Source organism: Pseudanabaena sp. FACHB-2040, assembly GCF_014696715.1.
Lineage (GTDB): Bacteria > Cyanobacteriota > Cyanobacteriia > Phormidesmidales > Phormidesmidaceae > JACVSF01.
In genome coordinates, this window is record NZ_JACJQO010000002.1 from 68,948 (window position 1) to 80,829 (window position 11,882).

General features: G+C 52.0%; 12 protein-coding genes. 7 read left to right on the forward strand and 5 right to left on the reverse strand.

The features are described 5' to 3' along the window. Window positions 1-103 precede the first annotated feature (103 nt). The gene (locus H6G13_RS02055; protein ID WP_190481510.1) at window positions 104-1,663 is read right to left on the reverse strand and encodes a hypothetical protein; all 1,560 of its coding nucleotides are present in this window, start codon (window positions 1,661-1,663) and stop codon (window positions 104-106) included. 465 nt (window positions 1,664-2,128) lie between these two features. Here H6G13_RS02055 and H6G13_RS02060 point away from each other — a divergent pair, with 465 nt between their 5' ends. After that, window positions 2,129-2,332 (forward strand): hypothetical protein, encoded by a 204-nt coding sequence (locus H6G13_RS02060; RefSeq protein ID WP_190481511.1) that lies wholly within the window; start codon window positions 2,129-2,131, stop codon window positions 2,330-2,332. 5 nt (window positions 2,333-2,337) lie between these two features. Here the strand turns inward: H6G13_RS02060 and H6G13_RS02065 are convergent, their stop codons facing one another. Then, a complete protein-coding gene (locus tag H6G13_RS02065) occupies window positions 2,338-3,420 on the reverse strand; it encodes a class I fructose-bisphosphate aldolase (protein ID WP_190481512.1) in 1,083 nt (360 codons plus the stop codon). Window positions 3,421-3,686: 266 nt separating this feature from the next. Between H6G13_RS02065 and H6G13_RS02070 the strand changes: the two genes are divergently transcribed. The 4 genes from H6G13_RS02070 (at window position 3,687) to H6G13_RS02085 (ending at window position 6,854) form a co-directional block, all read left to right on the forward strand. Further along, entirely contained in the window at window positions 3,687-4,175 is a 489-nt protein-coding gene (locus H6G13_RS02070; RefSeq protein ID WP_190481513.1) for a BON domain-containing protein, read from the forward strand. An 84-nt stretch (window positions 4,176-4,259) separates the two neighbouring features. After that, the gene (tal, locus tag H6G13_RS02075; protein ID WP_190481514.1) at window positions 4,260-5,411 is read left to right on the forward strand and encodes a transaldolase; all 1,152 of its coding nucleotides are present in this window, start codon (window positions 4,260-4,262) and stop codon (window positions 5,409-5,411) included. 417 nt (window positions 5,412-5,828) lie between these two features. After that, window positions 5,829-6,236, forward strand: a complete 408-nt coding sequence (locus tag H6G13_RS02080) for a BON domain-containing protein (RefSeq protein ID WP_190481515.1) — start codon at window positions 5,829-5,831, stop codon at window positions 6,234-6,236. A 189-nt stretch (window positions 6,237-6,425) separates the two neighbouring features. Continuing rightward, window positions 6,426-6,854 (forward strand): DUF4112 domain-containing protein, encoded by a 429-nt coding sequence (locus H6G13_RS02085; protein ID WP_190481516.1) that lies wholly within the window; start codon window positions 6,426-6,428, stop codon window positions 6,852-6,854. Between the two features lie 119 nt (window positions 6,855-6,973). Here H6G13_RS02085 and H6G13_RS02090 read toward each other — a convergent pair whose 3' ends face one another. Then, window positions 6,974-8,074 (reverse strand): saccharopine dehydrogenase NADP-binding domain-containing protein, encoded by a 1,101-nt coding sequence (locus tag H6G13_RS02090; RefSeq protein WP_190481517.1) that lies wholly within the window; start codon window positions 8,072-8,074, stop codon window positions 6,974-6,976. Window positions 8,075-8,409: 335 nt separating this feature from the next. Between H6G13_RS02090 and H6G13_RS02095 the strand changes: the two genes are divergently transcribed. Both H6G13_RS02095 and H6G13_RS02100 read left to right on the forward strand, forming a co-directional pair. Next, on the forward strand, window positions 8,410-8,715 hold the full coding sequence (locus H6G13_RS02095; protein ID WP_190481518.1) for a hypothetical protein: 306 nt from the start codon (window positions 8,410-8,412) through the stop codon (window positions 8,713-8,715). Between the two features lie 146 nt (window positions 8,716-8,861). Beyond that, entirely contained in the window at window positions 8,862-9,962 is a 1,101-nt protein-coding gene (locus tag H6G13_RS02100; RefSeq protein ID WP_190481519.1) for a DNA topoisomerase IB, read from the forward strand. Window positions 9,963-10,047: 85 nt separating this feature from the next. Here H6G13_RS02100 and H6G13_RS29340 read toward each other — a convergent pair whose 3' ends face one another. Continuing rightward, complete coding sequence (locus tag H6G13_RS29340; protein WP_190481520.1) at window positions 10,048-10,689, reverse strand: response regulator transcription factor; 642 nt, start codon at window positions 10,687-10,689, stop codon at window positions 10,048-10,050. 20 nt (window positions 10,690-10,709) lie between these two features. After that, window positions 10,710-11,639, reverse strand: a complete 930-nt coding sequence (locus H6G13_RS02110) for a trypsin-like peptidase domain-containing protein (protein ID WP_190481521.1) — start codon at window positions 11,637-11,639, stop codon at window positions 10,710-10,712. Window positions 11,640-11,882: the final 243 nt, after the last annotated feature.

Sequence of the window (11,882 nt, forward strand, 5' to 3'; positions counted from 1 at the left end):
GTTCAACCGTATTGTCATATTCCTTGGCGATCACTCTTCTCAATCGCAAGTACCGTAGGATGGGCACGCTTTGCTTTGCCCATCCTACGGTACCTCGTCAAACTTAATTGAGGGAGTTTGGGAAGTAGCAATTCAAATCCTTGTACTCGTCGTGGTCAGGAAAAGGATAGACGCGCAGCTTGCGATTGACTTTAATGTTGAGCTTCCGATAAAACATTGGGTGAATCACACAGGTATCGGTCACCATCAACGGCAATCTTCCCTCCATGCTGTATTCAAAATCAGCCTCAGCATAGCCTGCCTTTTCATCTAGATGCCGAACTCGTCCGACGATACCCAACTCAGCAACTAGTTGACGAAACGACAAAGGAGAATATTCACCGGGAGGCCATTCAGATGCAGTAAGGGGCGCACGTTTATCGAGTTCGTTACCCGTGAAGATCATGGGTAGCCCAGAGAGAGCTTCTACAATACGCCCAACTTTGGGGTAGACCGAGCTGTAAGAATTGATAACCTCTTCAGCCAAGTCGCATTGACCTTGATAAATCGCATCTACGATGTCGTTAGGACGAAAGTGAGGAAATGACTTTTCGGCCAGTGCCTGCTTTGCGATCGCATTTGACAACACTATCAGCTGGCGAGGACGCATCTGGGTATGCCTCAGCAGGTAAGGAAATGTTAGCTCAGGCACGCCCTGACGATTTCTCAAGCTTGTGCCAAAGTACGGATACCAAAGCTTCTCCAGCACATCCTCGTGGCTGTCCCAATCAATGGCTTTAGAAGCCGGATCGAGCTTGCCAATTGCCTGGAGATAAGTGTAAAACCGCCAGCTGATCAACCGCATCAGATCTTTGGGTCGCCAATGGAGATAAACCACATTGCGAACAAACTTGAGCGGGTTAAGCACCATCTCCTCTTTGAGGTAAGGAAACACTTCATCCATCAGAAACAGCTTGAGGTGAAGGCCCCGTATCCCATAATCTCGGTTAAAGTCAGAGCCAAACTGGATGAGGGCAGCAATCGCCCGCATCATGGCAACATCATTAACAGCGTAATTTTCCAGAGTGTCAATGGAGAGAATCACAGGTTTTTTGCGCGCTAGCTCAAGCACTGCTTTCTGCCCAGCCTGTATGCGATCGTCTGAGAGAATGTCCTCCAGCTCGTCCCAGAGGTCATTTTCAGTTTTTAGTAAGCGATTGAGCAAAGATTTAAGGGCATGACGGATAAAGGTAGAGAGCCTGCCACTTTTGTCTCCAAAAATACAGGCTGCCCGGATACGTACATCCTGATCCTTTAGCTCCCGGAAGATGATTGACCAGATGACAAAGCTCCAAACTTTAGCAATGCGAGGAATTGCGATCTCGCGGCTTTGGGTTGCAGTTGAGGCAATGTCTTGCAGCACCTGCTCAAAGGCAACAGGTTCATCGACATCAATCGCTGTGGCTCGGCGGAACCGCTTTTGAAAGGAAAAGAATTGAGATAAAGCAGTTTTCCCAGAGCCTCTTCGCCCAACAATGAGGAAAACTTTAGGGTCGAGGGCAACCTCGTTAAACCAAGTGTGGTAGAAGAAATACTTGCTGTACTCACCTTGGAGAAGCTTGAGTTCCGACTCGCAATCTGCTTCACCGAAAGGGCTAAAGTGCTCCGCGACTTCCCGATCCATGTTGGGGGTTCCTCATAGGTGAAGGCCAAGGAATCTATCTGCTTCTTCGCCCAGCAGCCTACCCAAAGTTTGAGTCAGCTCAAGCCTCTCTAGAGCCAACAGATGTACTCAGCTAAGAGGAGCGACCACGGGTCTGACCCTATCGAAAAAAGCAGAGATCCTTGGATATAACCATAGCCAGCTTGCCAATGGACCAGTCAAGATTTGTGCCAGATGTGCGATTGGCCAGCTTCGCGATCGCTTGAGGATAACTTACATTCTGTACAATTTTGATACTAATAGAGCATCAGATTTGGCGAGTTGAGACGCCAAGTTGAGGGCACTTAGTACCCTTCTCTTGGCTGTTTCAGCAACAAGTTGGCTAGCCCAGCAAGACAAGGTGATTTCTGCATTGCAGCGGTAGCTTTAGCTTCAGTAGTTAACTATAGTAGACAAATTCAAAGCCCCTTCCTAGGAATAACCTCAATGCAGCCCGACTCCCCTGTACCGTCCGCTGAGCTGGTTAAGCTAGTCAACCAGCTGATCGCTTCCCGGCAAATCACGCTGGCTCAATACCAACAGATTTCCGCAACAGTATTAGCAGACGGCACAGTAGATGAGCAAGAGCGGCGGCAAATTAACCGCCTGTTCGACGCCATTCAAGCAGGCACCGTGAAGTTCATGGGCTAATCCAATCAGGCCACCGTGATTTCATCAGATAGGTACACATCTTGAATCTGATGAAATAGCTTCACCCCTTCCTTAAAGTCGCGCTGAAAGGTCTTGCGGCCCGAAATTAGGCCACAGCCACCCGCACGTTTGTTAATCACAGCTGTGCGAACGGCCTCGGCAAAGTCATTTTTGCTAGAGGCACCGCCTGAGTTAATCAGGCCTGCCCGTCCGGCATAGCAGTTGAGTACCTGATAACGGGCCAGGTCAATCGGGTGGTCAGTGATCAGGTCGCTGTACATGCGATCGTGGGTTTTGCCGTAGGACTTGCCTTCCTTTTGGGCGACAGCCTGGTAGCCCCCGTTCAGCATAGGCAGCTTTTGCTTGATCAGGTCGGCCTGAATGGTGACACCTAGGTGGTTGGCCTGCCCGGTCAGGTCTGCTGCTAGGTGGTAATCTTTATCTTGCTTAAAGGCTTCGTTGCGCAGATAGCACCAGAGAATCGTCGCCATACCCAGCTGGTGCGCCCGCTCAAAGGCCTCTCGCACCTCTTGAATTTGGCGGACAGATTCGGGTGAGCCAAAGTAAATCGTGGCCCCGACTGCAACTGCACCTAAGTTCCAGGCCTGCTCGACTGAGGCAAACATGATCTGGTCAAACTGGTTAGGGTAGGTCAGCAGCTCATTGTGATTGAGCTTGGCAATGAAGGGAATTTTGTGAGCGTATTTACGAGACACGCTGCCTAAAACGCCGAGGGTTGTAGCCACGGCATTGCAGCCTCCGGCAATAGCCAGCTCGATGATGTTGCTAGGGTCAAAATAGATGGGGTTGGGCGCAAAGGAGGCCCCAGCAGAGTGCTCAACGCCCTGATCTACCGGCAGGATGGAAAGGTAGCCAGTGTTGGCTAGCCGTCCACTGCTATAGAGCTGCTGCAGGCTGCGGAGCACTTGGGGGTTGCGATCGCTATGGGCAAAAATGCGATCGACCCAGTCCGGCCCCGGCAGATGCAGGGTAGACCGAGAGACTTTGGCCTGGTACGTGAGGAGGGAGTCGGCTTCCTCTCCTAGCCAATCGACAATAGATCGATTCGAGGATGGAGCAGCAACCATAGAACGTCCTTAATGCAACCTTGCGTTTGGGCAATTACCTAGCTTAAAAGCAGCATCCCTGAGCGATACCCGCTTAAAGAAAGACTTATGTATTAAGCAATATTTCTTCAAATTTCCGCTAATTTCGCTCAATTATCTCTACCTTTGGGCTAAGAGATTTCTTTCGACCGGCAGACGCAACAATACTTGTATTTTTTCTAACCTGCTAAAGGTTGGAGCAGCGCTTCTCAACCTGCTTCTCAATCAGTCGAATTCAAAGAAAAAATATGCTTAACCCTTTTGATGTTCTTGTTTTAATGCTGTTTGCTGCAGCTGCTGCGTATTTGGCTAACATTTCGGCTCGGCGTGCGAGAGTAGAACTGGCTGCAGTTGCTCTAAGTGTCATCATGATGCTCAGTGCAAGCCTACCTGCTCAGGCAGCTGCCGCTGCCAAAGACAGCGCTATCAGCTCTGACCAACGAGCGCTGAACGGTGCCCTTCAGGAAACTCCTAACGGCAATCAGTTTCACGGCATTGAGTATCCAGAAGTAGACGGCACTCCTCTCAGCGATACAGAGATTGAGCGGCGGATCCGTGCCAATGTTTCTGACGAGATTGCCACCAGCGTTTCAAATGGGGCTGTTCGCATCTCTGGGGAAGTGAAAAACCGTCGAGTTGCTCAGCGCATCGTGGATGAAATCAAGGATATTCCTGGCGTTCACGAACTCACCTTTGATTTGGGCTTGACCGAGATTAACACTGCGCGTCAGCCTTAATCTGGCTTAAATTAGCCTATCGGCGGGGGGTGATCTTGCACCTCCGGCCGATTTTATTTCTTTGTAGAAAAACGAGGATATGCCATGACTAATAACCAACTCCAAAGACTCCGAGACTGCGGCCAAAGCCTCTGGATGGACTATCTCAGCCGCGATCTCATCCAATCTGGCGAACTCAAGCAGAAGGTAGACGAGGGCTGGTTGCGAGGCATCACCTCTAACCCCAGCATCTTTGAGAAAGCGATCAAGGGCAATCAAACCTACCAGCCTGATATCGAAGAGGGCATTCGCAATAAGTGGTCTGCTCAGCAGATTTTTGAATCTCTGGCAATTGAAGACATTCGCAACGCCTGCGATATCTTGCATCCCGTCTTTGAGGAAACCGATGGCCTAGATGGCTATGTCAGCATCGAGGTTTCTCCTCTGCTAGCCAAGAATGCTCAGGGCACCTTGGAAGAAGCCCGACGGCTTTACAAGGCGATTGAACGGCCCAATGTGATGATCAAAATTCCTGGCACTTCCGAGGGTATGGAAGCGATCGAGCAGGTAATCTACGAAGGCATCAACGTCAACGTGACGCTGCTGTTTTCAGTGGATATGTATGCCCGAGCAGCCGAAGCCTACATTCGGGGGCTGGAGCGGCGAGCAGAGGAAGGCCAGCCCATCAACAAACTTTCTTCTGTAGCCAGCTTCTTCATCAGCCGGATCGATTCAAAAATTGATGAGCAGCTTGATAGTCGGCTGAAGCGGGAAGGCACCGAAAGCCTGAATATGGAAAAGCGACTGGAGGCATTTAAAGGCAAGGTTGCGATCGCAAATGCCAAAATGGCTTACCAGAAGTATCTAGAGCTGTTCAACGGCGATCGTTGGCAGGCGCTAAAAGACAAAGGAGCCAACCCCCAACGGCTACTCTGGGCCAGCACCAGCACCAAGAACCCCAACTTCAGCGATGTGCTGTACGTCAATGAGCTAGTGGGGCGCGACACGGTCAACACCATGCCGGTCGAAACCATTGAAGCCTGTGCGGATCACTGCGAAGTGGGTTGCGATCGCATTGAAGCCGATCTAGACGAAGCGCACAACATAATCAACAGCCTCTCTGATTCAGACATCGAAATCGATCTGAACAGCGTCATGGAGGAGCTTCTAGAAGAAGGCATTGAGAAATTCAATCAGCCCTACAATTCCTTGCTGGAATCAATTGAAGAAAAGGTAAAGCAGCTAGCCACGGCTTAAGCCGAGTAAGAGATTTCCAGCTACCTTAAAGGAGCCTCTGGCTCCTTTTTTCATGCCAACTCGGAGTAACCGCTTAAGGGTTGCTTGAAGTGGGCTTAAGCACCCTTAGGCAGTAAAGCCCTATAATCCTTGTTTTCAAAGAGGACTTTACGGCCCCCTAAGGAAGTAGGAAGAGGCAGATAAGCTCAACAATGCTCAAACGGCTCGTTAAATAGATTTTCTAATAGCGTCACAGAGGCCTACACAAATGGAGAAGCCAGAGCCTTTCTAGGAAGTTTATTAATACCATTTGAGTTATTTCGTTAGAGATAAAATTTGACGACAGGAATGAGCAGACTTGTTCCCTGTGTGAGATGCCGAAACCAGCTCAATTGAGTTCAATGAAAGGGTAAGATTCCAACTGAAAAGGAGTTCGAGATGGGCTGGTTAAAGCGAATTTTTGGACAAGGCGTTCTTCCCAACAATCAGAATAAAGGCAATCAAGGAACCCAAGCAAGAAGTAATCAAGGGGTTCAACAAAATACCCAAGCTGCTGCTCAAGCGGCTCCTAATGCAACAGTTAGTCAACAGCAGTCAATCCCCCCTGAGCGAGTTGGCCTAAACGGAGAGTATGACCAGAGTGGTCTGGCCAAGCGGGTCGCCCAAGCATTTGATGAAGATCCTAACCTCGATGATATTGAGACCGTGTGGGTTGCTCAAACTGGCAGCACCGTCGTTCTCAAAGGTAAAGTGCCTCAGCAACAGCTACTCGATAAGATGGTGAGCGTTGCTCGGCAGGTGCGAGGCGCAACCTCGGTAGATATTAACCAGGTGCAAATCGGCTAAATAGAAGCTGCCGTTAGGGTTAAGTTAAAGCGGTAGATACTGAGTTCTTTGGCTCGCATCTACCGCTTTTTAGCCCTCTTATTCCAATCTGCCTAAGCTCAAGTTTTTGGCAACTTTGTTGTCAAAAGTCTGGGCTATATCTTGTTCCTGATATAAGGCAGCCTTCGTATAGTTCGCTACGATTAAATTATGGATACAGTCGCCGGCCTCAAAACTCTAAATCGCATTCGCCGTATCAGCCGTCTTATGGATACGGCAATCGGTCTTCCTGGCACCAAGTTTCGCATTGGCTTAGATCCCCTACTGGGTTTAATTCCTGGTGGAGGAGACTTGATCACTGCTGGAATTTCTGCTTATATCGTGTTTCTCGCTGCCCGCTTCAAGCTGCCGGCCCCTGTGCTGCGAAAGATGGCGCTAAACGTTGCCCTAGAATCGGTAGTAGGAACTGTGCCCTTGGTGGGCGACCTGTTTGATGCCACTTTTAAGGCCAATCTACGTAACCTGTCGCTGCTAGAGAAGCACTTGCAGGCAGATTCTCCCGATTTAGAAGAAGCAGATCCTCTGAACTTGGAAAGTGCCGTCCCAGGCAATATCCGGCAGACTGTACAAACGAGCTGAGGCCCTAGCTTTAGGTCGGCTATGCATTGACCCTAACCAATTGATAACCAACAAAAATAACAAAAGGGGTGAGCACCGCTCACCCCTTTTGGTTAGACCTATTTCAACCGCTTTTGGGCTTAAACAATAGATTCATGAATGGGAAGCTGGCGGTGCTCCATAACCTCTTCAAACAGGGGGGTCGGTAGCGCTCGCTCAACCGGGTGAACGCCGGGCTGCCGCAGTTTGCCGTTTAGGAGCAGTTCAGCAATACTGCCGGTGCCCAAACCTGTGGCAACAGCTGCGCTTTCATGGGCAAAGCTGCTGCAGTAATGAACCGGTTTACCATCTTGATAGCCTTTAACGTCACAGCGCATGGCAACGCCCGTACCGGAGAAGCGGTCGGTGACATCGGTCATGAAGTGGCTAACTCGGGCTAGAAATTCCACGGTAGCAGGGCTTTTTAGTACCGACGAGGGCAGCCAGTGGGCCATTGACCAAGTGGCATGGTTGTAAAAGTCGGGCACCACTCCAAATTTGGTAATCACGTTCTGCACCGGAAAGGTCTGCTGCAGGGTGAGTGACTCAGGCATGTCGTACCAGTAAACATGCGCCCGTCCGTAGGGCTTGGGAAAGTCTAGGGCTTCGCGGGCAGTGTAGGGCTTGACCGACTGCCAGCGACCATCTAGCCAAGCTTCAAAGGGGCGCTGCAGGCCCAAAAAGGTAGTGCGCATAACTGTGACGCCTGCGCCTCCAGAGCCAGCCACAACGTAGCTTAGCTGAACAGATTCAGCCTTTTCCATCATCTCTACGCCTTTGCGAACCATGCTGTTGGAGATGCCGGGGAAAACGCCAGTGTTAATAATGGCGGTGACGCCTGCGGCTTCGGCGGCTTCGCTAAGAGCCAATGCCCGCTTGGTAAAGCCGCGCTCATCACTGACGTCTGTGTAGTTGACGCCCTGCTCAATGCAGGCTTCTATAACGTGGGTGTCGCGGTAGTGAAAGGGACCTGCGGAATGGATGACCAGGTCGGCCTTTGCGATCGCATCTCGAACCTGATCTGGCTCACACAGATCCAGCACCTGAAACTGCACCGTAGATCCCAGACGCTCCAGGGTTGCCATGCCCATTTGAGGGTTGCGTCCGGTGATGGTGACTTCAGCATCAGTGTGGGCAAGGATATCTTTAGCAATGCTGTTGCCGATGCGGCCACAGCCGCCAATAATCAGAACTCGATCCATAAGTCATTAGGGTGTTATCTGCAAGGGTTAGTGTTAAAGCGAGCTGTCAAAGTTTTCCCAGCATCCACCGCCAAACCCCATCAACGGCTGTTTAGACCCTAGTAGAGCGACCTGGAGAATGGCATCAATCGTTCGGGAGGGTTTGTCGAGGTTCTTTGGTAATCAGCTAGGTGCCTGATAGAAGGCTGTGCCAATAGACTTTGCTGCTGAGCGTAGTCAGCTATCTAAATCCCACCTGCGGCACAGCAGTAATCTATCCGAGGACTCTCAGCATTTTTAGGTCAATTATTTAGTCTTAAAAAACACCAATTTAAGAACTAAAAAAGGAAACTCCTATGGTTCAAGCAACCTCTGACTCCTCCAATTTTGATGCTGATCGTCTGTCAGAAGAGATCAAAGAAGGAGAAGCTAAAAAGACTGAGGTTTCCGAAGGCAACTTCGATGATGACTATCAGCTTGCCCAGGAATATTCAACCCCTGAATCAAACGCGACGGGAACTGGCAGCAACCATACCTCCGATGCTGGCAGCGAATCTTCAGCTTTTACCAGCGGTAGCAGCCAACCCGGTAGCCCTGCAGCCTTTCGCAACATGGCCCACGAGGTTCAGCCTAAAGACGAAGAAACTGAACAAGCCGAGTAGTCTTAGACCTGTCTAGCTGTGAGCAGATAGTCTGCTTTGACCAAAAGACATTGCAGGGGTTAAGCATTCACAAAAGAGCTCAGGTCGCTGCCGCGCCTTTTGCTGGAATGTTTAGCCCTTTTTCGTCTCTTAACCTTCTGCTATCAATGCCATCCTCTGCCCCATCAACCCTCAATTACACCGCTTCGGTAGAGCTTCTTGTCCAGGTGGCTGACCCCAAGCAGTTTGCCCAAGCCGCCGGGTTGCGTCATGTCTCAGACGAAGGGCCTGGAATTAGCCGCAAGCGCAGTGGTAAAGGCTTTAGCTACTACGACACCAAAGGCGCTCGCATTCAAAATGCCCGAGAACGGCAGCGCATCGAAGCCCTAAGAATTCCCCCAGCCTGGCAGGATGTGTGGATTTGTCCTCGGCTAAATGGACATTTGCTGGCGACAGGCCGCGACGCTAAGGGCCGCAAGCAGTACCTCTACCACCCCGACTGGAACAAAATTCGCAACGAAGCCAAGTTCAGCCGCATGCTGGCCTTTGGTTTGGCTCTGCCCAAGATTCGGGAGCGAGTTGATCAAGACCTGCGTAAGCAGAAGCTGTCTCGGGAAAAAGTGCTGGCCGTTGTAGTGCGGCTATTGGAAGAAACCTTTATTCGCATCGGCAATGACGAGTATGCTCAGAAAAATCGCTCCTTCGGCCTGACGACCCTGCGCGATCGCCATGTGGAGATTACAGGCAGCACACTCAAGTTTCAGTTTCGAGGCAAACACGGCATCGAGCACGAGATTGAGCTGTGCGATCGCAAACTGGCCAAGCTGGTCAAGCGCTGCCGCGACATTCCCGGCTATGAACTGTTTCAGTATTACGATGAAGACGGCCAGCGTCAGTGCATTGGCTCAGAAGACGTCAACAGCTACCTGCGCGAGATTACCGAAGACACCTTCAGCGCCAAAGACTTCCGAACCTGGGCAGGCACCGTGGAGACAGCCCTAGCGCTCAAAGAAATTGGCCCCTTCACCTCCAAAACCCAAGCCAATCGCAACATTGTCCAGGCGATTAAAGACGTTGCTAAGCAGTTGGGCAATCGTCCCAGCACTTGCCGCAAATACTATGTGCATCCGGCTATTGTAGAAGCCTACGAAAACGGAACGCTGCTGCCCGCGCTGGACCCAGACAATGCACCAGCCTTCCCTGACAATGGCCTGAACTTTGAGGAAAATGCGGTGCTGCTGCTGTTGGAGCAGGCTTGCAGCGAGTAATACCCATTCCAGAAAAAAGGGCTGCGGATAGGGAGTGGATGGGTGGATGGGGCACGGCTGTTTAGAGGATTGGTATACCAAGCTTTCACAGCAAAATCAGCCCCAGCCTTGCCCCTACAATCACAGCCTCGGTGCGGCTAGAGACGTTTAGCTTGGCGAAGATTGTGCTGATATGGAATTTAACGGTGTGCTCAGAGAGGGTAAGACGGCGCGCAATGGTCTTATTGCCTACCCCTTCTGCCAGTAGGGTCAGCACCTCAACTTCGCGGTTGGTGAGAGGCTGAGTTGGAGCTTCGCCAGCCATGCGTGACAGGCTAGGGGCCGTTGCTAATAGCTCCTCAACCAGATTTGGGTGCAGCACTACTAGACCTGCCGCCGCTGCTTCGAGGGCCGCGACGATCGCACCTGCCGTAGCCTCGCTCAAAAGCAGTCCCTGCACCCCAGATCGCAGGATCTCTGCCCAGTTGGGCTCGGGCCATTGCTCTACTAGTACGACTACCGCCGCCGGACAGTCCTCCAAAATGCCGAGGAGATCGGCAGTAACCTGGCTGCCCGAGTGGCTCAAATCGATCAGCACCACATCGGGCATTTCCGTCGGAGGGCGCTGCAGCCAGCTTGAGAGGTCGGCCACGCTAGAAACCTGCCACTGGTCTGTCTGTTCTGTGATCAGGGCAGTCAGACCGGCCCGTGCGATCGCAGATTCAGCCACCACTAAAACCTGCCTCACGCACTCTCTCCTCGCTGCCGTTAGCAACGCCCCCGCTGGGGCCGCTCCCCGACTACCAATGTCGCCTCAATTAGCTGCCCGCCGCGCACAATCTGCGCTTGGAGCGATTGCCCCACCGTATCAGCATCTAGCGCTGCCTGCACATCCTGCAGGTTGGCAACCGGCTGATCCCCCAGCGACAGCAAAATATCGCCAATGAAAATCCCCGCCTGATCGGCCGGGCTATCCGGTTCTAGGCTGACCACCAGCACGCCCACCTCATCCGTCAGGTTCAGCGATTCTTGCAGCCCCGGCGGCAGCACCACCGGCTGCAGACCAATGCCCAAGTAGCCGCGAGGAATCTGTCCGCTCTGCAGCAGCGTGCCCACCACCCGATCTAGAGTCTCAGCGGGAATGGTAATCGGCCAGTTGCGCGGCCCGCTCAGGTTGATGCCGATAATGTGGCCCTGGGTATCGACCAACGCCCCGCCTAGCAAAGAGGGATAGAGCGTGACATCGGGCCGAATAAAGCGATCAATCGCGCGACCCTGCATCGTTCGCCACGCCCCGCCCAGATTACTGAGAATGCCTAGGCTAGCGCTAAGGCCTGTTTCGAGGGAGCGACCGGCTGCGATCGCAAGTTGCCCTACCCGCAGCTGAGTCGGATCACTGCGCTGCGGCACCGGCAAATCTACCCCCTCCACCCGCAGCACCACCAAATCAAGCGCCGGATCGCGGCCTACCAGCTCAGCGCTCACCGCTTCTCCACTTGGCAAAACTACCGTCAGAGCCGACTCCCGCTTCAGCACATAGTCAGCCGTCACAATCACCCCCGGCTGCCAGTAAACGCCGCTGCAGGCAAAGCGTCGCCGCCCCTGGACTGCCACAATACTGTTGCTGACTTGGTCAAGGGCATCGGCTAGCCCTTCAGAAAACCCCTGCAGGGGATTCGCATTCTCTGCAAAAGACATATAAACTCCTGAAACCTATGAGCGAATAGTCCCAGAATGCAAAACTTTGGGCCGCTGCCCCATCAGGTAAATGGGCTGAATCGAACCTAGAAAAATGGCTAGGGGAGCAAGGATCGTTTAGCTCATGCCTCACGAAACCTTTCAAAACCTGAAGGGAATCCAACCTTTGATAGAGATTGAGCAAATTCGGGCAGTTTGCTCGGCGCTCTCGATTAAAGTAAAGCGTAGTTGTTGCTTTATGCT

What these genes read in the sequence shown, in the direction of transcription:
- H6G13_RS02055 (WP_190481510.1), bottom strand. Translation starts at nt 1,663, where the DNA reads ATGGATCGGGAAGTCGCGGAGCACTTTAGCCCTTTCGGTGAAGCAGAT.
- H6G13_RS02060 (WP_190481511.1), top strand. Translation starts at nt 2,129, where the DNA reads ATGCAGCCCGACTCCCCTGTACCGTCCGCTGAGCTGGTTAAGCTAGTC.
- H6G13_RS02065 (WP_190481512.1), bottom strand. Translation starts at nt 3,420, where the DNA reads ATGGTTGCTGCTCCATCCTCGAATCGATCTATTGTCGATTGGCTAGGA.
- H6G13_RS02070 (WP_190481513.1), top strand. Translation starts at nt 3,687, where the DNA reads ATGCTTAACCCTTTTGATGTTCTTGTTTTAATGCTGTTTGCTGCAGCT.
- tal (WP_190481514.1), top strand. Translation starts at nt 4,260, where the DNA reads ATGACTAATAACCAACTCCAAAGACTCCGAGACTGCGGCCAAAGCCTC.
- H6G13_RS02080 (WP_190481515.1), top strand. Translation starts at nt 5,829, where the DNA reads ATGGGCTGGTTAAAGCGAATTTTTGGACAAGGCGTTCTTCCCAACAAT.
- H6G13_RS02085 (WP_190481516.1), top strand. Translation starts at nt 6,426, where the DNA reads ATGGATACAGTCGCCGGCCTCAAAACTCTAAATCGCATTCGCCGTATC.
- H6G13_RS02090 (WP_190481517.1), bottom strand. Translation starts at nt 8,074, where the DNA reads ATGGATCGAGTTCTGATTATTGGCGGCTGTGGCCGCATCGGCAACAGC.
- H6G13_RS02095 (WP_190481518.1), top strand. Translation starts at nt 8,410, where the DNA reads ATGGTTCAAGCAACCTCTGACTCCTCCAATTTTGATGCTGATCGTCTG.
- H6G13_RS02100 (WP_190481519.1), top strand. Translation starts at nt 8,862, where the DNA reads ATGCCATCCTCTGCCCCATCAACCCTCAATTACACCGCTTCGGTAGAG.
- H6G13_RS02110 (WP_190481521.1), bottom strand. Translation starts at nt 11,639, where the DNA reads ATGTCTTTTGCAGAGAATGCGAATCCCCTGCAGGGGTTTTCTGAAGGG.